The following is a 21,543-nucleotide window of genomic DNA, read 5'->3' as shown; positions in this document are numbered from 1 at the left end:
CCCTCAATTTCTCTTCACATTTATATTAAAAAATAATAAATAAAATATTTTTATTATGATTAAACCTTTTCGATTACCTTTAGTTTTATATACAGCCAGTATGTGGCTCATATGAATTTTTACTTCACCAACTATAACCCTATCTTCTTTGAAAACCTTTACTTTCTCTATTCTATTCCTGTGCCTCGCCGGAGCAATCCATGCCCAAACACGACATTAATGAAAGTATCATCTCAGTTTATCCAAACCCAACAGATAAAGAATTTACGATAGTTATTCCGGAAACATATTCTCTTATTGAAGTATGTAGTATGACAGGTACTGTCCTAGATGTTTTAACTGCTTCTGAAAATCAATTTGTTTTTGGAAAAAACTATGCTCCGGGAATTTATCTTCTTAAGACTGTCTTATCTAATGGTCAAAAAGACGTTATAAAACTAATTAAAATATAAGGTCAAATCGATAAAGCAGAACCTAAAATTATTCAAAAATGAAAGCAATCCTCTTTTTTTACGGCGTATTTTGTTTTATTTCATTTACTTCTACGGCCCAGGTTAATCCGGCTATTAAATGGCAAAACACATTAGGTAGCCCGGGCTCCGACATAGCTCATTCTATTCAGCAAACCAGAGACGGTGGGTTTATAGTAGCAGGCAATGCTAGTCATAATGGCGGCGGAGTAATGGGAGCCCATGGCTTGGATGATTATTGGATTGTTAAACTCAACAAGAATGGGAAGGCAGAATGGGGAAAGTGTTATGGAGGGACAAGTTACGATGTACCGTGGTGCGTTAGACAAACCCCGGATAATGGGTTTATAGTGGCAGGGTTTTCAAGTTCAATGGATGGCGATGTAACCGGACATCACCCTGTTATATATGAAGAATCAGAGGACATCTGGATCTTAAAAATTGATTCAGCAGGGAACATTCAATGGGAAAAATGCTATGGTGGCTCCCGTACTGATGCTCCTCACAGTATCGAAATCACTAATGATGGCGGATATATTGTTGTTGGTTACACGTCATCAACCGATGGAGATGTAACTAACTACCATGGAGGCCCATATGATGCGTGGGTTTTTAAAATAGATAGTTACGGAAAGATTTTATGGCAAAGAACATACGGTGGTAGTGCTTCTGAATATCCAAATTCAATTATTCCTTTGAGTAATGGAGAATATATTTTTGGGTGTGTATCGTATTCTAAGGACGGAGATGTAACTGGACATCATGGTTCAACTCTATTTGGTGATGCATGGGCGGTCGATATTGACGGTGAAGGGAATATCATTTGGGAAAAGTCATATGGAGGCAGTGGGTCAGAAGGAATAAGTTCGATTATTCAGAGTAATGATGGAAATTTTGTTTTTGTAGGTACGGGTTCAAGCACCGATGGAGATGTAACGGGTAATCATGGAGCTAGCGATTATTGGGCTGTTAAAATTAACGACGTCGGCCAACTGCTGAATGAAAATTCATTTGGTGGCAGTGAGACTGATGGTCCAAGCTCCATCAAACCTACTTACGATGGTGGTTTTGTGATAGCAGGACAGAGCGAATCTCATGATGGACAAGTAACAGGCAACCATAGTGATCCTGGATATTTTGACTATTGGATTGTGAAATTAGATTCAAATTTATCTCTATCAGGGGAAATCTCCATGGGTGGATCACTCGATGAAGTTGCTAATGACATCGTAGTAACGCAAACGAACAAGTATATAGTAGCGGGTTTTGCAGAGTCAGATAACGGAGACGTTATCGGTTTACATAATGCATCGGGTAACAACTATGAAGATTATTGGATCGTATGCTTAAGAAAAAATGTTTTTGAAACTAACGCAGTAGCTTATCGTGAATTAAATGAATATGAAGAAATACAAGTTCCCTTAACTCTTTCGCCTAACTTAACCACTGGAACATTTCAAATAACCTTAAAAGCTCCTGGCAATGCTGATCAGTTGGTTGATATTGAATTACTGAATACTGCAGGTCAATTGGTTTTAAGAAGGCAGTCAGCAATGGTAGATGGAACGCTTCGAACCGAAATACAGCTTAATGCTTCTTTACCGGAGGGAATATATTTTGTAAAAGCCCGCATAAATAACCGAGAATTCCCAGGTAAAGTGTTGCTGACAAGGAAGCAATAGTGATTAAATTTATTTCAACTCTTCACACTACTTTCTATCTTTCTTTCATTACAGTTTTCAACGTTTAACAAATGTACCCGTTTTATGCAAATTACTTCACTCTTCGATTTTAGCTTTTCAAAGAAGGAGAAAAGTGTGAATGATTTTTGCTGTTGCCGTTGGCATTAGTGGTTAAAAGTTGTGATTGCTTAACACTCAACAGATCTTGCATTAATTCTGAATCGGAGGTGGCATTTGTGCCTGGAAAGTTGCTTGCATCTCGACGTAGGCGATTCCTAAATGATTTTCTACAATCTTGTTAGCAAATGTGCTGCCGAAAGTGTGCATGAAAGCATGATGTGCAGTGAGAATCAAATCCTGAAGATCATGATCAGTTTCCATGTCAATTATCGATAGACCAACTTTTTTACAATCATCTTTTGAGATATGCCGAGCGTGCGATTTGCTTCTTTGATGATCACTGAATGCTTTAAGAATTTTCTTAGTCTTTCTCAAGTTGCCGTTGCACATATTTCTACGTAACCAGTCAATAGCCAATTTCTCAGACCAATCAATGGAATTGCGGCACGTGCCAAGAAAAGTAGGGTGATAATTACTAATGATCTGTTGCCACAGTGGTGCTGCATGAGGATTACTTTTAATGTCGTCTTTTGCCTGCTGAAATTCATCAAGTACAGCCTGGCAAGCAACACCACCCAACTGTGGGTCTATTGGCCCTAAATTCGATTGCTTTCCCATCATAATCTGTTTGCACGAAAATGCAATCATGGTGCCTGCGGACATAGAAATTTGAGGGATAATGGCCCTTATGTTTTCTCCAAACATTGAATATAGATAATCGACGATGCTTTCGGTTGCTGCTAAATCGCCTCCTGGTGTATGAAGAATTAAATCGAGGCTTTTGAACGGTCGAGTTTGTGAATGTTGACCATCAGAGCATTCTTATCCTTATCATTTACGATAACATCAGCAACATTACCTTTCTGAAGCCAACCGGAGTAATAAGCGATAACGTTACGGCCCGTTCTATCAAATATTTTTGCAAGATACTTTCGCCTTACTTTATCGAGAGCACCTTGATTTCCACTATTAACTTCTTGCTGGATTTCATCAAGTACCTCTTTCCAATTTGGCATAATTACACTGAACGGATGATGGAGGTATTGGTAGAAGTAATGCTGCGGGGATTTTCCTTATACAAAGAAAATTGTGTAAAGAAATCACCGGGTTTAGTCCATTGATTTCTTAAAGGATCAACAGCAGGTGGTTGAAAGGTTTTCATCACTTTGGAATATTGTTTTTCCAATATTCTTTGTTTCTTATGATCCCGGGAATTCATAGGGCAAAGTTAGTGAGAGTTGTTAAATGAAGGGCTATCTTAGGTAAGTTGTCTCAAATGTAGCACTTAATATTAGATTTAAAGAAATATTAGTTCCTATAAAAATGTGGTGTTATTGAATCACTTTTTTAACCAACTTATCAATTGCTTTCATTTCTTCTGAAAGATGTTTTTTAATATCTGTTCTTATCCTGCCTAAGTGTATGGCAGAAAGCTCCTGTTTGGGAACATTGTCTTTTAAATATTGTGATGCTTTAGCGTGGGCTGTTTGGCTAAGTGCGGCTAATTTTTGATGCACTTCATTTGTATCATCATATTTTGGATAATAGATGTCAAGAATTTTTTTGTGTACATCTCTTGCACCAAACAAACCTTTTGACTGAAAGTCTTTCATCATTTCATTCGGAATACTTGAATTTAAAAAAGAGGACAGATAGTAAGCCTCCTCTTTTAAAGATGTTGTAAAGAGGTAGTTTTTGTGGTCTATCAAAAATTCAAAATCTAAATTCTTTCTGTCAACCACAACTGAATTTGCATCTTTACCAGATGTATTATAGAGTACAACAAATTGGTTCATCAAATTTTGTTCAGTAAGTTTATTCTGCCAATTCAAATAATCTTCACTGCTGATTACCTGATTTTTTTCAGTTCTATGAACCTTCCAAACATTCTCTGTATTTTGAAACCACTTGGAGGCATTTAAATAACCTTGTTTCATTAATTCATTAGCAGAATGTAATTTGATTTGCTTTTGATTATTCTTGTTAAGCTCAATGGTTATAGGAAGAACAATCAAATCAGGTTTGTATAATGCAAAAGGCAAAATGCTTTTTGACAACGCAGTTCTAAATATAAATTGGCTTTCAATTTTGCCTGAAAAATCTAAGCCTTTCCACGGCACTTTTGCATCAGGTTGTACAGCATCTGAAGTTTTAATATTAATAATCCTGTCCTCAAAGTCGGGCGGCAATTCCTGTGTAAACTGGATGAAATAAAAAGTTCTTGGAACAATCGTAGCGCCTTGTTTAAATAATGCTTTGTATGGATTTATTTTTGTTTGGGCTTTAACTTTCTTATTGGAGAATGCAGATGAATTTCCCTGCTTACTGTAAAACCATTTTACTTCTTCTTCTGTCAATTTCTTAGAAGCTGTTTCCCAATTACAGTTATGTGCAGGCAGGTTGCCACTAAAAGAAAGCCCACTTTGCCCTGAAGCAGGAAGGCTTCTTTTTTTATCATCTGCTTTTATTGCAAATAAAACTGATGAAGGCACACGGAACAAAGGTTGTACCTGTAGCAGATCCCAAATATTGGTTAAGCGAAAGCCCTTTGCTTTTCCGCTTCTTGTGTTATCATGATGGTCTGCACTAAAAAAACTTCTTGGCAGTACAAAGGCTAATTGTCCTTTATCTTTTAAAAAATAACTGGTGCAATAAGAAAGAAAAATTGCGGCAATTTCAAGGTGGGGAAAGTTGGCAACCTTATCTGGTTTTACATGGTAATTTTCTGCCAAAGCATTCAGGATATTTTGGTATTCTTCATTCTTAATACTGCTGAAAGTAAACCAAGGCGGATTGCCAATAACATAATCAAACTTTTCGCTAAGGAAATAAGGCTTGTATAAATTCTGTACAATGAACTTCCAGATGCTATCTCTGCCGGCTTCTTTTACTTTTTTTAAGCCTGTGTAAATCTGGTAAAAACTTGCAGTGGTTTGGTCGTTAATACCACCGTGCTTGTACTGCCTTTTTAAAATGTTGCTAAATACCGGTAAGGTTTCTATTTTCTTTCCCTGTGTTTGTTCGGCTAATTCTTCGCAAATTTCTAAGGCTTCATCAAACAAACGTACATCTTCAAACACCTGTGTATTCAGGTAATATTTGTCTTTATCAATGTGCATTAAAAACTCACCACCAAATAAATTCTTTACACCTTCAGGAGCTAATAAAGTATTAGCTAACGTGATGTTGATATGAATGGGCTTCTTTGCATTAATAACTTCTTTTCCTAAACTTACCAGCATAGTTGTTTTAGCAATTTGCACACTCAAAGGGTGTATGTCTATTCCGTAGATGCTGTTGTTTACCTGCTCTGTTGTTATTTCGGGATTAAGTTCTTTTAAACGATGGATAGCAGCCCGGAGAAATGAACCGCTACCGCAACTGGGATCTAAAATTTTATCTGTTGCTTTAAAATCAAATTCCTGCACTACTCTTTCGCAAAGCCAATCCGGTGTATAATATTCACCTAAAGCATGGCGTGTATCTAAATCAATAAGGTCCTGGTAAACTCCTTTTAAAACGTCTTCATCAACTTTATTAAAGTCAAAAGTTGAAATTTCCTGCGCCACCAGGCGAAAGACTTTTTTTAATTTTTGAAAGTAAATGTCTTTATGAACCCAATGGAAAAAATCATTGTCAACGAAATTGCGGATGTTGTATTTATGAAAAATGCTGCCGTTTAAAATGGCTTTCATTTCTGCATCGTCCACATAATCATCATTGCTTAATACTTCATACGCTAAAACTTTTGCCAATACGCTTAAATAGGTATGTATAACAAAAGCGCTGTCAGTATCAGCAAATGAACCATAAGCAATGCTCAAAAACTTTCTCCATTGCTCATAGCTTACCTGTACTTCACCATACTTTTTTGCATCCTGAAACACGGCAGATATTTGGCGAAAACTTTCTATGAAAGTTGAACTGCGGTAGCCAAAGGCTTCTTCAATTCTTTTTAATGTTGCTCTTTGCTTTTCTTCTTTGAAAAGAAAACGGTCGAGCCAATAATAAAAATCTTCTGCATTGCTTTCCGTAAGTGTAAATGAAGAAGTAGGAACCTCATTTAGTATCAGTTCATGTTCCTGAAGGTCTTGCAGTTTTTCTAACTGGCTTACATCAGGCACTACCACTTTCCAGTTAATAAAATCAGAAGCAATCAATGTATAAGTATATCCTTCACCACTATTGAACTGCCCTAACATATAACCGGCTAACTGTTCCTTAGCGTGTTTTAAAGAAACTTTTAAATCATTCTCAAACTCAATAATGATGCGGTTGTATAAGGTGTCTGCGCTGCCACGATGCTTTTTATCTTTTCTTGGAATATTCAGAACGGTGTATTCTGCACCGGCACTTATTAAATTAATTATTTTGTCAATTTCTTCATCACCCGAGTATAAATGGTGCAGAAGATCCTTAAACAATTCTTTTTTTGTGAGTTCTTTGTTAGCGAGAAGAACTTTTTGGCGAAAAATTTGAATAAATTCTATTTTTTTCTGGTCCACAGGCGATTTTCATATGTTTATGTCTATAATCTGTTAAATGTAAAAAAGAAAGTAGTAAAAATAAAGAGGAGGATTATTGCTTCTTCATGAAGTGTTGCAAACTTTGCAAAGTTTGCAAAGTCAGATGCTTATATTTTCTTATAATAACCGGTTTTTGGCTGGCTAAGATATGGGCCCTGCATCTTTCGCAACCAATCACCCACGGTGCGTTCAGGGATGTTAAATTTGCTTGCAATAGCTATTGCCTCATCTCTTTTAAATTCTTGAGGTAAGGAATCAAAAAATTTTCTTTTTACATCACCGCCCTTAAAATGAATTTGTTCAGTTTGCTTCGGAAGGTTATTGAACATCAGGAGAGAGTGATCAATGTAAATTTTCGCTAAGCCAAGTGCGACTCTGAAATCATTATCGCTGCAAATGATTCTTTCTGTTGACTCTGCATTTTCCATTTTTCGCAACGCTGTAAAGAGCATTGCAATGCGGTAGATAACCAATCCCATGCGCTTTACAATGCTTGCTGCTTCTTCCGCAGTAAACACAACCACTTCATTGAGCCATAAAGAACATTTTTCATTTAAAAGCTGCCATTGGTCATCCGATAGATCAATCCAGGTTTCCTCATTTAAAAGAAACTGGACAACACCATATACTTGTTCAGAAAGTTGTTTGAAGTGTTCTGTTAAATTCACATGGTAGGCACGAGGTGAAACGTCTTTCCATTTCTGGTCAACTTTAAAGGCATAAAAAAGAAAGCGGCTGAATAGACCATCTTCCGATGATGTAATAAGACCAATGACTTGTCCGGGTGTTCCGGTCAATGCCACAGAAAGGCGTGGATCATTTACTTCAATATATTCATTATTAATTTTTCGAGAACTGGAAATACGCTCATGGTGAAATGCTTTGCGCAACATATCAGAATAACCACCCCAATCCTGTTTGAACACATTTCCCATTGTGTCTGCTTCGGTCTCACAGATGATTCCAAAACCTTCGTTTTGCTCCAGGTGTGAGAGAATTTTTGCATAACTTGTGTTAGCCGGGATAAAAATGACCTTGAATGCTGGCTTCTCAGGCGGTTCTTCAACCGTAGGATGTGACTTCTTCCATGCCTGCTGCCATGCTTTGTATTCTGCAAGCTCTTTATTGTACTGTTGCTCTGCTTCCTTACTCGTTCTTACCACATTTGTATGATATACGTCAGCCAACATTTTTGCAAATTTTAGGGCGCCCTTACCACTTGCCGCAGGTGCTATAGCAAATGAGAAGAGATTTGGAAACACTTCCTGCCCATCATAAACTCCCTTAATACCAGGCAAACAACCACTAAGAATGGATAATGCTCCGGTAAGAAAAACATCGCGTTCACGTGGACCTTGAAAAACTTTTGCACCTTCATAAATAATTTTTGGCATTAAAGAATAAAGTTCTTCGGGAATTATTGGTGTGTTTTTCAGGTGATCCTCTGAAGCTTCACTTTGCGACTTTGCAAACTTTGCAAACTTTGCAAACTCTGCAATGTGGTGGTGATATGCACTACGAACAGAGGCAGTTATTTCTTTACCATCGAGATCAAATCTTTGCAAACAGAGTTGCAAAGTGGCCTCTTCCGGAATACCGGCTCGGTTACAGTTAGATGCCAGCAGATATATGTAATTGTTTCGATTGTGAGTTCCATAATCTGATTTTTGATCGGTAAAACTGATTTGATTTTCAAAGGATAATACAAACTTCTCATCTTCAGTAGGGGCAACAATTGGCTTTCCAGGCCTTTGTTTGTGACTTTGTACTTTGTCAGCTATAATAACAGGAAATTTTTCGTTGGTAACATTTAGGTAAGCTTGTGGATCGTAAGACATAAAGCAAAGCCTTGTAATGTCCTTTCCCGAACGGTCGAAGCATATGCCTGTGTACTGCTCGAAATAGTCGGCAGTCTGCCTGTAAGCCTGCTCATGGTGCTCCTGCCGGCTGTTTACTTCAATAAGGATCTTTAACCCACTCCCGCTTGGGCTGCTAAAGCAGCTAAATGTAAATGGTGAAGTCGTTATTTTTTCCTTTATCTGATAAACTTGTTCAGATGAAAGCTTGTCAAGGTCAAGCACCACAAAGCCAGAATAGGCTTTCAGCCTATCCGCTTTACGTGCCCCATCAAAAATGCCGCAAGGAGCGAATGAGGGCAATCTTTTTTTTGCTGTGTTGTAAGCATCTGTATTGCCTTCTGCTACGAGCTGCCGAAGCGGCTCGATTAACTTACGGTGAGTACCATTGTTTATCTGATAAACTGTATCAAGAATTGGATATTCTTCACTTGCCTGAAAATCAGTTACATTTTTAAATATAGAGACAACGGGATATTTGTTTGCCCATTCTGCCATTACAATACTGAATAACGAGTAGGAATAAAAAGATAAGAAATCAGTTTTGAATTTCCGTTATATTGACATTGGTGCAGATAATCTGCCTGTGCCAGTTTGAAACCACTTTTATAACCACTCTTTGAGAATCCAATAAGGCCATGATGATGGTAATTATGAGCGATCCCTATTAAGGATTTTAACGAACCGAACAAGTGTATGGCTATTGAGCCACTTTTCCTTAGCTGCTTGCTTCTTGCTGTAAGGACTAACAAAGTCTTCATTTTTCAGCAGTGCGTTTGTTTTCATTTAATACCTTTATTACATCATCATATTCATAGAAAATGGTACCTCCTACTTTGCTAAAAGGTAAAGTGCGGTTGATGCGAAGGGTCTGAAGTGTTCCCGGTGAAATATTGAGCATCTCACGCACATCTTCAGATTTCAACCATTTGCGGTGCTTTGGCTGGGCACTTAGAAACTCTTTCAGGTCATGAAGTAATTCCTCTCTGAAAGAAACTAGATCGTCTGTAGTTACAACTTGGACCGGCATAGCTTTGAATGATTTAATGATCCAAAGTAATTGCATTGTTATGGATAAATACAGGTATAATGGGGGACAAAAGGGGACTGTCCCCCATTGAAACGCAGACAGGATAAGCGTTTCAGCTAATTATTTTTTTGAAGAAAAGTAAACTAGTTTGATTTAGTTTGATGCAACTTCGATGCTTTTGACAGGTGAGAAAGAATTTCATTGCGCATATTATTCAACAAATCGTTTAATCCAGATAAATCTTTTATTGTAGGAACATAAGATTTTTTCCTCGCTTGTTCAGGAGAAATATTTTCAGTTTTTTCACTGCTAAAAAAATCCGCAGCGAAATTCGTTGCTTCTGTATCACTTTTAAAGTGAATAGCCCCTTGTTTTTTTAATGACCTGAATAAATAACCAAGCTGAGCAACTGTTAAATCGGTCTTAACCTTACCCCGAATGTTTTCTGATACTTGTATTTCGGACGACTCCTTTTCACCTATTTGAATTTCTTCCAACCTATCTTTAAGAAATTGATTTTTCCATTCAAAGAATGGAGAAATATTTTCTGTAAAATATTCCTTATCAAACGAAAAATAAGGCAGTGTAACTTCGAATTTCCTGATGAAGTAATGGATCCGTTTTCCAGAATCATCAACACTAAATCGCTTCTTATTTATCTGGGATTTAATGAAATCTACTTCTGACCTTTCAGCACCTAAATCCCTTTGTGTATTCCGCCATTTACGAACGTAATGAACATATTTTTTAACAAAAAATTCTTTCTCAACATTAGTGGTATAAATAGATTTATCATAAGCAGCCTTTAAACAGTTGCATTTGCGATCAGTACGATGGTTATTAAAAAAAATATACAAATTGTAAAACGCACATATGTAATTAAGTTCATCAAGTTCTTCATCAACTGCATTTGAAATATCTATATAATTGTAATATTCTAAAAAAAGCTGTTTGTCTAAATAATCAAGTACATTATCGGTAGCAATTTTAAAAGCTTTGTGATCATTGCGGTTCAAGTTAATCATTTCAAGGCCCTTCCATTTACCATTTTTAGCCTTTAGCATACTGATGTTACCAAACACCTGATTTATGAAAACAGTAATTCTCTTTTCATCGCTTAATTCATATACATGCTGTTTTATTTGCTGTATTGCATTATCGGCTTCTTTTTGAAAAAGGGTGAAACAGGAAAAAATCATTATGGAATAACGTTCACAAAAAGGCTTGGACATATTTTCCCTATCGATTTTATCCACTTTTCTGAAAACTATTTCTCGAGTATCCTCGTCCGTAAGTAATTTTTCAAAATATTCCAGATAGTTGCTCATGCGCTGACAAGCATTTTGATTTCAGGCTTTTGGCCATAAATTTTCTCTTTGAGCTTTCCCATATCGTCGCTCACCTTTTTGTCTAGAACCTTTGCATAACTTTTCTGAGTGGTACGGATATCGGCATGACCAAGCATCTTGCTCACCGATTCTATGGGCACATCGTTATTGAGAAGTACCGTGGTTCCGAATGTCTTGCGGGCCACGTGTGATGTAAGGTTCTTTTCAATCTCGCATATGTCTGCCAGTTCTTTAAGATAACCATTCAGCCTCTGGTTACTGATTACCGGCAAAAGCTTGCCTTTGTAAACGGCCTGGGGGTCATTCTTATACTTTTCAATGATTTCGAGTGCTTCCGGCAGTAAGGGAATGCTGAATCTGATATCAGATTTTTTCCTGTATTCCTGTATCCATTTTTCGCCATCAATACCAATGACCACTTGATTGGAGGTCAATTTTTTTAAATCGGCGTATGCCAGGCCCGTGTAACAGCTGAAAACGAAAAGATCACGGACCAAATCAAGCCTTGGAATTCTAATTGGTTTGTTTTTGATACGCTCCAATTCTTCTATAGTGAGGTAAATGAACTTTGTATCCTCGAGCTTGGATTTGTACTTTAAAAAAGGATCCTTTATAAGCCAGTCATTGGCTACTGCTATATTGATGATCTTCCTTACATTATGGATATACTTCAGCGTGGAATTGTGGTTGCAATTGCGAACGGGTTTTAAAATAGTGCTCAAGGTCGGTTACAAACTTGAAGTTTAGTTCAAAGAGCGGAATATCGCTTCGTTTGTATTTTGACTTCAGGAATTGCTCTATATGCTGCAGGGTGGTCTCGTACCGCTCCATCGTCCCCAGCGCAAAATCCTTACCCACCTTTTGTTTCATTTCCTTATTATGCTGTTTGAAGACCTCAACCAGCTCATATCGCTTGTCACCTACACCCAAAATGGCATTATGAAGGGTTTCTGCAGTGATAGTCTTGCCCTTCTCTAAAAGATCCCTATGATGCTCATAGACTTTGCTTTTAAAGCTTTCCAGGTATTGGTTGAGGCTTTTGCTCTCTTCATTCGATCCCCTTGCTTTATCGGCTTCATCGTTCCACCTATCGGGTGAAATAGAGCGGTTGGTGGAGAGGTTGGAACGCTGTCCGTCAACTATGAGACGCAAATAGATGGGCGCCAGACCATTTCTATTGAGTTTATCTTTTCTTAGGTAGAATAGTAAGCCTAGCGTTTTATTTTTTACCATTTGCTTTTATAGCAAATCTATATAAATCATATCAAATTTAAAGAAAAGTTATTAACATTTTTGGGGTTGAAACACAATGTGGATAAGCGTTTCAGCATATAGGTTACCTATAACGGCCAAGGGTAGAAAAGGTAACCAGATAGGTAACCAAACTGTTGTTATTTTATGAACAATTTGACTTCCTGAAACTAAAATTCCCCCATAAATCCTTAAATTTACGAGGGAACAGTTTAATTTGATTTCTAGGTTGCGGAGAGAGTGGGATTCGAACCCACGTTACGCTTTTGACGTAAACACACTTTCCAGGCGTGCTCCTTCAGCCACTCGGACATCTCTCCGGAAATATTTATTGATTCTGTAAATGGAAGCTGCAAATTTCAAAAAAATAACCATCAAATTATATTTTAAAAAGTTTTCGGGCGTTTGCCGTGGTGATTTCAGCAATGCTCTCAACGGTACTACTTTTAATGCTTGCCATTTTTTCAGCTATCCTGGTAATGTAACTGCTCTCATTACGCTTTCCCCTGAATGGCACAGGAGCCAAATAGGGAGCATCTGTTTCCAATACAATGTGTTTTAAATCAATCTGCTCCGCCACCTTATCCAGGCCGGAGTTTTTAAATGTCAGTACTCCCCCGATTCCTATATAAAAACCAATATCTGTAATTTGCTGTGCCTGTTCCACATTTCCTGAAAAACAATGAAAAATTCCTCTAAGCTTTTCATTCCTGTTTTTCTGAATAATTGAAATACAATCATTTAATGCATCACGACTGTGAATTATGACAGGAAGATCAAGCTGCATTGCCCAATCGATATGTAACTGAAAATTTTCCTGTTGTTCCTCAATAAAAATCTTATCCCAATAATAGTCCAGGCCTGTCTCGCCAATTCCGTAAATAGCTGATTGATTAAGTTTAAATAAGGTTTCTTTAATTATTAAAATTTCTGTACTCCAGTTCTCTTTCACAGAACAGGGGTGTAATCCTACCATGGGGAAAAAACGATCCGGGTTTTCTGCTGCAAGAGCGAATAATGATTGAATAGTGGAGCTATCAATATTTGGAAGGAAAAATTTTTGTACCCCCGAGTCTATTGCCCGCTGTACCATCTCATCCCGATCATGGTCAAATTCAGGAAGATAGAGATGCGTATGTGTATCGATGAAGTCCATTTAACTTATCCTGATATCAGTTAAGGGGAATTAATTCAACTGTAAAGATGAAAACCGGAATCCCTTTTCGGAATAATATTCCAGGACGCGGGGCAATGCATATTGCATACGATCTGCAGCTTTTATACTATCGTGAAAGACGATAATTGACCCTGGTTCTGTATTTTCAAGGACATTTTTTAAACAGCGGTTTTTTGAGATTCCCGGGTCGAAATCGCCACTGAGGACGTCCCACATAATCACCCGATAGCGATGCAGCATAATAGAAGTTTGAGCCTTGGTTATTCTCCCATAAGGCGGCCGGAATAAATTACTCCCGATAATCTTATCACATTTAAGAATATCCCTGATATAGGTATTGGTGTTTGTAGTCCAACCATTCAGATGTTTGTAAGTATGGTTGCCGATAGTATGGCCTTCACTTTTTATTCTTGATACAAGGTCCGGGTTTTTTTCAGCATTCTGCCCTACTAAAAAGAAGGTAGCCTTTGCAGAAAATTTTTTTAATTCTTTCAAAGTCGATTCAGAAATAGACGGTGTGGGTCCATCATCAAAGGTTAAATAAAGCGTTTTTTTTGATTCAGGATAACTCCAAATCTGACGGGGATAAATTTTTTTTAATATTTCAGGAGTCTTTATAAAATACATTCCCATTATACAAGCGTTAAGGTGTAAGACGATTCAGTATGCTCAATATTGCATTCTTTAACCCTGAAGCACTTATAGCTACAGGTTTAACATTTTTTGCAGGAGATACAATCCTTTATTAAGAATGAATACTTTGCTGGTATTTGAAAAGCACAGATTGCACCAGGTCTGCGTTCTTAATACAGCTATAGACCATTAATAATTAAATTATTTTTGCCCGTTATGAGCGATCAACCCGTTCGCGTCCGGTTTGCCCCAAGTCCCACAGGGCCTCTTCATATAGGAGGGGTACGAACTGCTTTATATAATTTTCTTTTTGCAAAAAAAAATAATGGCTCATTCATTATCCGCATTGAAGACACTGACCAATCGCGATTTGTGCAAGGTGCAGAGCAATACATTTTGGAAGCTTTACAATGGTGCGGCATTCAACATAATGAAGGCCCGGATATAGGAGGCAGATATGGTCCTTATCGTCAATCAGAAAGAAAAAACATCTACCTCAAATACGCTGAACAGTTATTGAATAGCGGAAATGCATATTACGCTTTCGACACACCGGAAGAATTGGAAGACATGCGACAGCGATTGAAAACCACAGGCAGCCAGACAATTCAGTACGATTCTACCACACGTGAGGCAATGAAAAATTCTCTTACCATGTCTTCGGAAGAGACAAAAACAAGAGTGGAGAGCGGAGATCATTACGTTATACGCATAAAAATTCCACCGAATGAAGAAGTGCATTTTAGTGATTTAATTCGCTCGGAAGTAATTGTAAGTACCAACCAGATGGATGATAAGGTATTATACAAAAGTGATGGTATGCCAACTTACCACCTTGCTAATGTGGTGGATGATTATTTAATGAAAATAACCCACGTCATCCGTGGAGAGGAATGGCTCCCGTCAGCACCACTTCATTGGCTCCTGTATCAATTTTTAGGATGGAAAAAAGAGATGCCGGAATTTGCACATCTGCCGTTGCTTCTGCGGCCGGACGGTAACGGAAAGCTTAGCAAACGCGATGGTGACAGGTTAGGATTTCCAGTATTTCCTCTGAATTGGAAAGATCCGCAAACAGGCGAAGAATCAACCGGCTTTCGCGAACGTGGTTTTTTTTCTGATGCCTTTGTGAATATGATCGCATTACTGGGTTGGAATCCTCCAAGCCATAAAGAAGTTATGACTCTGGAAGAAATGATCGGTGAATTTTCAATTGAGCGCGTACATAAAGCGGGTGCAAAATTCGACTTTGAAAAAGCGAAATATTTTAACCACGAGTATATGAAGAAGAAGGACTCAAAAGACCTTGCTTCTGCTTTTGAAAAGATCCTTGAAGAAAAACATATAACTGCAACTGCTGATTATTCTGAAAAGGTATGCGGGGTGTTAAAAAATAGATGCACATTTATTTCAGAATTTTGGGAGAACGGGTATTTCTTCTTTGAAGCACCTGAGTCATTTGATGAATCTGTTATCAGTAAAAAATGGAATAACAGCAGTGGTATTAAATTTGAAATACTCCTGGATGCTCTTTCATCCCATAATGATTTCAGCTTAGCAGGGACCGAAAAGTTCTTAACTGCGCTTCTCGAAGAAAATGATCTAAAGGCAGGAGATATTCTTCCTCTTCTCAGGATTATGCTTATTGGAATAAAAAACGGGCCTGCGGTATTCGAATTGATTTCGCTGCTGGGTAAAGAGGAAACTATTGTAAGAATACAGAAGGCAATAGAAATATTCAATAAATCAATTTATCGCACCGAAAAGGGTTAGGATTATTTCTCTTGTAAAAATTTCACAATGAAAAAAAGAAAATTGAAAAAAGAAGAGGCGCAGGTAAATCCAGAATTAAAAGGATTGGATATTCATGTAAACGAATTTGGCGAGATCATCAGCAATATTTCAGTGGATAAGCTAAATGATTTTTTAGACCGGAATGTTGTGGACAAAAAACTAGATGAAGATGAATGGAAAGAAAAAAAGAATGCACCTTCAACAGGTATTAGAAAGAAAAGAAAGACGGAGAAATGAGACCTATAAGGGTATTAGTTGCTAAGGTAGGCCTGGATGGCCATGACCGGGGCGCCAAAGTTATTGCTTCGTCGCTTCGTGATGCAGGCATGGAAGTTATTTATACAGGTCTTCGGCAAACCCCGGAAATGGTGGTTAATGCAGCCTTGCAGGAAGATGTGGATGTGATTGGAATATCCATTTTATCAGGAGCACATATGACTGTTTTTCCCAAAATAATGCAAATGCTTAAAGAAAAAGATATGACGGATGTATTGGTTACAGGTGGTGGAATTATTCCGGATGAGGACATGAAAATTTTAAATGACTCTGGTGTAGGAAAACTATTTCCACCCGGTACTTCAACACATGATATAGTTAGTTATATAACCGGATATGTAACAACACACAGAGACTTTTAATAATAAGAATATGGAATTTCAATACCTGCTGACCCAGCTTAACGATAGCATATTAACGATCACCATCAATCGCCCGGATAAGCTAAATGCGCTGAACCGAAAAGTAATTGATGAGCTTGACTCAGTTTTTGATGAAGTGAATTATAACAAAGAAATAAGAGGCGTAATACTTACCGGATCAGGAATAAAGGCCTTTGTTGCAGGTGCAGATATTTCTGAATTTTCAAACTTTACAATAGAGCAGGCAAGGGAGATGTCCTCAAACGGGCATCGTGTTTTTAACAAAATTGAACAAGCAGTTAAACCTGTAATTGCTGCAGTAAATGGCTTTGCACTTGGTGGAGGATGCGAGCTAGCCATGGCCTGCCACATACGGATTGCAAGTGAAAATGCAAAGTTTGGACAGCCGGAAATTAACCTTGGAACTATTCCGGGTTACGGAGGAACACAACGATTATTACGCTACACCGGAATAGGCAAAGGAATAGAAATGCTGTTAACCGCTGACACAATAAATGCAGAAACCGCTCTTAAGTGCGGGCTGGTGAATTACGTAACAACGCAGGAAGAGTTATTGCCAAAATGCAAATCCATTCTTGATAAAATAAAAACAAAACCTCCACGGGTTGTAACGCAAATCATTGCCTGCACTAACGCTTTTTCTGCAAAAAATGTGGATGGCTTTAATTTTGAAGTGAATGAATTCAGCCTCTGTGCAGACACAGCAGATTTTAAGGAAGGAACTGCTGCTTTTTTAGAAAAACGTCCGGCAATATTTACAGGAAAATAATAATTCACCTGGAATATTTATCCTGCAATTAATATTCTTTAAGACTTATGCTTCTGGGAATACATTGTTCGGTAGCGGGTGGTTTAGAAAATGCATTCAGTGAAGCAGCAAGGTTAAATATTGATACTTTTCAACTTTTCACGCGCAATCAGCGTCAGTGGAAAGCAAGGCCTGTTTCGAAAGAAGAGAAAAGAAAATTTTCTTTCGTATGGAAACAATCAAAAGTGAAAACAATCTTCTCTCATTGCTCTTATCTTTTAAATCCCGGGTCGGCCAACCAGGTTATTCTTGAAAAAACATTGCAAGCTTTAACGGAAGAAGTAATACGATGCACAGAGCTAAAGCTGTCTTTTTGTGTTATGCATCCCGGCACTGCAGGTACACAATCTAAAGAAGAAGCCATGCTAAAAATCGCTGCAGGTATAAAGCAGGTGCTTCAGGCTACTCATAAAAGCAAGGTAATAATTGCACTCGAAAACACTGCAGCGCAGGGTTCAAGCGTAGGAGGTACTTTTGAAAACCTGAAATTCATTTATGAAAATGTGGGAAGCAGCCGCATTGGGTTTTGTTTCGATACCTGCCATGCTTTTGCAGCCGGATACGATATAAGAACACAAGCCGGTATCGAGGAGACGCTCGGTTCTTTCGATAAAATATGCGGCTTAAAAAACCTGAATGCCTTTCACTTAAACGACAGCAAAGGTGAATTACGGAGTCATCTTGATCGCCATGAACATATTGGGAAAGGTAAAATAGGATTAGTGCCATTTAAATATATAATGAAAAATTTCCCTCATATACCCAAAGTGATAGAAAATAAAACTGAAGATGGTTGGGATATGAAAAATTTAAAAACACTGAGAAAAATGGTAAAATAGTTGACAACAATAAATAAGATAGTGAATTTTTGAGTTCACTGCGGCCAGCATCAGTGAATGCAAAGCAATCTATTATTTTGATTTTTTAATGCCATTATTATTTTATGAAAAATGACAAGCCTACTCTTTGTGTTGACGTAATCATTGAATTTCCGGATAGAGAAATTATTCTCGGTAAAAGGAAATATTCCCCGTTTAAAGGAGAATGGGGACTTCCGGGCGGACATGTTGAGTATGGAGAAACTGTGGAAGATGCAGCAAAGCGGGAAGTGATGGAAGAAACCGGCCTTGAAGTAGAGTTATTAAATATAGTAGGTGTTTTCTCGGAACCCAACCGTGATCCAAGAGGACATGCTGTTTCCATTACCTATTACGCACGTCCAACAGGAGGTACTCTTCAAGCCGGATCAGATACAGAGGAAATAATCAAAACCATCAAATATTCAAATATGCAATTGGCATTTGACCATAATAAGATAATGCGGGTTTTCAAAGAACAGAGAGAATCAAAGTAAAGCGCAGCCATGAACTATTCAATCTGCCTCTATATATTTTAAAGTACCTATTGTGATAGCTATCCCCTGCAGCAAATTAAAACCGCCTTACCAAGACGGTTTTAAAAAATTTTAAGAATGAAATTTACTTCACTACCATAAAACGACCTTGTACGATCACATTTGAATTTTCTTCTAAAACTATTAAATAAATCCCTACCTGCATCTGATCTATACCATTCAATACAAACTGATGTATTCCAATACTTTCATCACCTAACTGAATCTTTTTTACCATCAATCCCCTCGCATCGAATATTTTTAAGAATACATTACCAGTTGAAGATAAAGCATAGGTAATATTAGCATTATTTCCCGCCACAGGATTAGGTGCTATAGAAATTTTATCTGCCCGCAAAGACTCCTGATCACCGGAAAATTCTTTAAATCCTGATGGATCACAGGCCGTTGTACTTACATTTTTGCTTGCATCATAGGCATATCCATTTTTTACAAGATTGGTTATTGTAAAACACCAGGCTCCTACAGGATTTGCAATTTTTGTAGTCTTTAATTTAACAATGCCGTTATTGTTGGTTATTCCTGTTGCGCTTCCTGAGCTGGGGCCTGAATAGGTGGCATTAACCGTTACTCCTCCAACAGGTTGATTATTATTGTCAACTACCTTTACTTTATCGTTTCCAAAAAATTTTCCGTTGCTGGCCTGCAAATGAGTTACATTCTGAGAAGCAACATGAAGGGTGCCTGATGCCGACGGCGAAAGTTCATTTTTCCATATGGATTCGTTTTCAGTTCCTGCAAAGACAATATTGTTGCTAATAGCGAGATATCTTACAGCAAAAAGATCCATTCCTGCATTAAAACCGGACCAGCTCGCCCCATTGTTGTAGCTAATGAAATTTCCTACCGCTACAAAATAGTTTTGGTCGTAGATCGAAGTGACTAACGTGTCACCTTTTGCAGCCACCGTGCGTGCATTGTGAATGTTAGGAAGTCCATTGTTTTTGGCAGTCCATGTAATTCCATTATCACTGCTGATATAGATTCCGGCCCCTGTACCGGCAATCAGATCTGTTCCTCTTACTATAATCTGGTGAATGGGGCTGGCAACCGGTATGCCTCCATTAACCGAAGTCCATGTAGCGCCATTATTCGTTGATCTGTAAATACCGTTTATTGGAGTACCGGCTACTAAAACTCCCGCGATAGATACAATTGTAGTTACCTCAGGCCTGCTGCTCCCGATTATGGGACTTGCAATAGTCCAATGGTTTCCATTATCTGTAGATCTAAAAACTCCATCATAGGTGCCTGCATAAACATCTGTTCCCTGAGTGGTAAGGCAATCAATATATAATCCGAAGACCGTTAAGCCAGTTGTTGACGGAGACCATGAATTCCCATTATTGCTGCTTCGGTAAACACCTCTGAAGAGCATACCGGTAAATAAGTACGATGAATTTTGGGTAAAAGAAGTTACTGTTCTATAATCATCCGGTAAACCATTACCTGAAGGTATCCACGTATTTCCGCCATCTGAGGAAGCATGCACTCCTGCATTACTTAAACTTCCTGAAAAAATAGTATTTCCGGATGGAAAAATCGTTTTTACATCCACCTCGGCCAAACCTATGTTCGAAGGTTGCCACGAAGAGCCCATATCAATCGTTCTGTAAACACTTCCATATAAACTTGTACCTGCATAAATTTCTCTGCCGATGTTCACCAGTATGCCTGGTTCTTCACTGGGAGGTATTCCTGAACTCGAGGGTGTCCAGGTTGCCCCGTCATTTGAACTCTTATATAGTTCCCAATAAGGGTCAAGCACTGAAGCGAATATAGTATCACCTAACGCAAAAACCTGTCCTGTGAATCCATCGTTTGATAAAGTCCAGCTTGCCCCTGAATTGGTGCTTTTGTAAACGCCGTTTGCAAAAGAAGCAAACACAGTGGTGGCATTGGTAGCCAGGCCACCGTTGATTGCCCACTCAGTTACAGGCAACCCATTATTAACAGCTTGCCAGGTAGCGGCATTGTTGGTAGATTTATAAATACCATTTCCATTTATGCTACTTACGGATGCATATAGGGTTGTGCCTAGGGCAGCCAAGTTTAATATACCAGGATAATCAGGTAAGCCAACAGAAGCATTAATAAAAGTGTTTCCATTGTCAGTAGATTTATAAACGCCGTTAAGTGTACCGACATAGATTACCCCGCTAACAGTTAATAGCGTGCCGGGTGAAATTGAATTGGTACCACTAAGAGAATTCCATGTGGTTCCATTATCGGTGCTTTTGAAAATACCATCTGTAGATGTAGAGACAAAGACAGTCGAGCCTTTGTGTGTAAAGGAAAGCGGCTCACCTATAAAATTTGAGCTATCTGTGTACCAATGCTGACCATGGTCCGTGCTTCTGTATAAGGTTCCGGCATTTCCGCCCTGATTAGTAAGTGTATAATGCTCAAAATTTCCACAGAAAAGGGTATCACCTTTTGCATACAATGCAGTAGTAACCCCTCCGGCGGGTCCTGAAGTTTGTTGCCATTGAGCATAGGTATCAGTGAAGTAGAATAGAAAAATAAGTATTGAGAAAAAAGAAGTTGAGATGGTTTTCATTATTAAGATTGTCAAATAAAGATGATTAAAAAAAATTTGCAGTTATAATAACCTGCATCCTATTTAAAGACAAAAAAGAACATTAAAATTCATGCATTAGCAGGTGCCCCGAAAATAAAATATGCTAAACAGGTTAAAAGCCTTGTTGAACAGGCTTACACTTCAGCAAATCCAATGCTTTTAAATCATACAACTGAAAACATATATTCTTTTC

General features: G+C 38.1%; 18 protein-coding genes, 1 tRNA gene and 1 pseudogene. 8 read left to right on the top strand and 12 right to left on the bottom strand.

Annotated features, from left to right (window positions below):
• The first annotated feature begins 200 nt into the window (after window positions 1-200).
• Both H0W62_01770 and H0W62_01765 read left to right on the top strand, forming a co-directional pair.
• Window positions 201-452 carry a T9SS type A sorting domain-containing protein gene (locus H0W62_01770; protein MBA3647269.1) on the top strand — a complete coding sequence of 84 codons (252 nt, stop codon included), beginning with the start codon at window positions 201-203 and terminating at the stop codon, window positions 450-452.
• A 38-nt stretch (window positions 453-490) separates the two neighbouring features.
• Window positions 491-2,152: a T9SS type A sorting domain-containing protein gene (locus tag H0W62_01765; GenBank protein ID MBA3647268.1), complete on the top strand. Its 1,662-nt coding sequence runs from the start codon at window positions 491-493 to the stop codon at window positions 2,150-2,152.
• 210 nt (window positions 2,153-2,362) lie between these two features.
• On the opposite strand, the pseudogene H0W62_01760 reads toward H0W62_01765, so the two are convergent.
• The 11 genes and pseudogenes from H0W62_01760 to H0W62_01710 form a co-directional block, all read right to left on the bottom strand.
• Window positions 2,363-3,288 (bottom strand): annotated as a pseudogene (locus tag H0W62_01760) (S49 family peptidase).
• A 2-nt stretch (window positions 3,289-3,290) separates the two neighbouring features.
• Window positions 3,291-3,491 (bottom strand): hypothetical protein, encoded by a 201-nt coding sequence (locus H0W62_01755; protein ID MBA3647267.1) that lies wholly within the window; start codon window positions 3,489-3,491, stop codon window positions 3,291-3,293.
• Between the two features lie 112 nt (window positions 3,492-3,603).
• Window positions 3,604-6,777 (bottom strand): N-6 DNA methylase, encoded by a 3,174-nt coding sequence (locus H0W62_01750; protein MBA3647266.1) that lies wholly within the window; start codon window positions 6,775-6,777, stop codon window positions 3,604-3,606.
• Between the two features lie 128 nt (window positions 6,778-6,905).
• A complete protein-coding gene (locus H0W62_01745) occupies window positions 6,906-9,152 on the bottom strand; it encodes a DUF3987 domain-containing protein (GenBank protein ID MBA3647265.1) in 2,247 nt (748 codons plus the stop codon).
• A gap of 259 nt (window positions 9,153-9,411) precedes the next feature.
• Window positions 9,412-9,684: a helix-turn-helix domain-containing protein gene (locus tag H0W62_01740; GenBank protein MBA3647264.1), complete on the bottom strand. Its 273-nt coding sequence runs from the start codon at window positions 9,682-9,684 to the stop codon at window positions 9,412-9,414.
• A gap of 143 nt (window positions 9,685-9,827) precedes the next feature.
• Entirely contained in the window at window positions 9,828-11,012 is a 1,185-nt protein-coding gene (locus H0W62_01735) for a hypothetical protein (GenBank protein ID MBA3647263.1), read from the bottom strand.
• Window positions 11,009-11,755 (bottom strand): tyrosine-type recombinase/integrase, encoded by a 747-nt coding sequence (locus H0W62_01730; protein ID MBA3647262.1) that lies wholly within the window; start codon window positions 11,753-11,755, stop codon window positions 11,009-11,011. The genes H0W62_01735 and H0W62_01730 overlap by 4 nt, the downstream gene beginning before the upstream one ends.
• Window positions 11,691-12,266, bottom strand: coding sequence for a phage integrase SAM-like domain-containing protein (locus H0W62_01725; protein MBA3647261.1), 576 nt, complete (start codon window positions 12,264-12,266; stop codon window positions 11,691-11,693). The genes H0W62_01730 and H0W62_01725 overlap by 65 nt, the downstream gene beginning before the upstream one ends.
• Before the next feature lie 250 nt (window positions 12,267-12,516).
• Window positions 12,517-12,604: transfer RNA gene (locus tag H0W62_01720), tRNA-Ser, on the bottom strand.
• Window positions 12,605-12,663: 59 nt separating this feature from the next.
• Window positions 12,664-13,440 (bottom strand): TatD family hydrolase, encoded by a 777-nt coding sequence (locus tag H0W62_01715; GenBank protein ID MBA3647260.1) that lies wholly within the window; start codon window positions 13,438-13,440, stop codon window positions 12,664-12,666.
• A gap of 30 nt (window positions 13,441-13,470) precedes the next feature.
• Window positions 13,471-14,088, bottom strand: a complete 618-nt coding sequence (locus H0W62_01710) for a polysaccharide deacetylase family protein (protein ID MBA3647259.1) — start codon at window positions 14,086-14,088, stop codon at window positions 13,471-13,473.
• A gap of 222 nt (window positions 14,089-14,310) precedes the next feature.
• On the opposite strand from H0W62_01710, the gene H0W62_01705 reads away from it, so the two are divergent.
• The 6 genes from H0W62_01705 (at window position 14,311) to H0W62_01680 (ending at window position 18,709) form a co-directional block, all read left to right on the top strand.
• Window positions 14,311-15,867 carry a glutamate--tRNA ligase gene (locus tag H0W62_01705; protein ID MBA3647258.1) on the top strand — a complete coding sequence of 519 codons (1,557 nt, stop codon included), beginning with the start codon at window positions 14,311-14,313 and terminating at the stop codon, window positions 15,865-15,867.
• Between the two features lie 27 nt (window positions 15,868-15,894).
• A complete protein-coding gene (locus H0W62_01700) occupies window positions 15,895-16,125 on the top strand; it encodes a hypothetical protein (GenBank protein ID MBA3647257.1) in 231 nt (76 codons plus the stop codon).
• On the top strand, window positions 16,122-16,526 hold the full coding sequence (locus H0W62_01695) for a cobalamin B12-binding domain-containing protein (protein ID MBA3647256.1): 405 nt from the start codon (window positions 16,122-16,124) through the stop codon (window positions 16,524-16,526). The genes H0W62_01700 and H0W62_01695 overlap by 4 nt, the downstream gene beginning before the upstream one ends.
• 10 nt (window positions 16,527-16,536) lie before the next feature.
• Window positions 16,537-17,316, top strand: coding sequence for an enoyl-CoA hydratase/isomerase family protein (locus H0W62_01690; GenBank protein ID MBA3647255.1), 780 nt, complete (start codon window positions 16,537-16,539; stop codon window positions 17,314-17,316).
• A gap of 47 nt (window positions 17,317-17,363) precedes the next feature.
• Window positions 17,364-18,194 (top strand): deoxyribonuclease IV, encoded by an 831-nt coding sequence (locus H0W62_01685; GenBank protein MBA3647254.1) that lies wholly within the window; start codon window positions 17,364-17,366, stop codon window positions 18,192-18,194.
• Window positions 18,195-18,298: 104 nt separating this feature from the next.
• Window positions 18,299-18,709, top strand: coding sequence for an NUDIX hydrolase (locus tag H0W62_01680; GenBank protein ID MBA3647253.1), 411 nt, complete (start codon window positions 18,299-18,301; stop codon window positions 18,707-18,709).
• A 124-nt stretch (window positions 18,710-18,833) separates the two neighbouring features.
• Here the strand turns inward: H0W62_01680 and H0W62_01675 are convergent, their stop codons facing one another.
• Window positions 18,834-21,329 (bottom strand): T9SS type A sorting domain-containing protein, encoded by a 2,496-nt coding sequence (locus tag H0W62_01675; protein ID MBA3647252.1) that lies wholly within the window; start codon window positions 21,327-21,329, stop codon window positions 18,834-18,836.
• Between the last annotated feature and the right edge of the window lie 214 nt (window positions 21,330-21,543).

It is taken from the genome of Chitinophagales bacterium (genome assembly GCA_013816805.1).
Classification (GTDB): Bacteria; Bacteroidota; Bacteroidia; order Chitinophagales; family UBA10324; genus MGR-bin340.
Note: the sequence above shows the minus strand (reverse complement) of the source record. Positions and strands in the feature narration are given on the sequence as shown.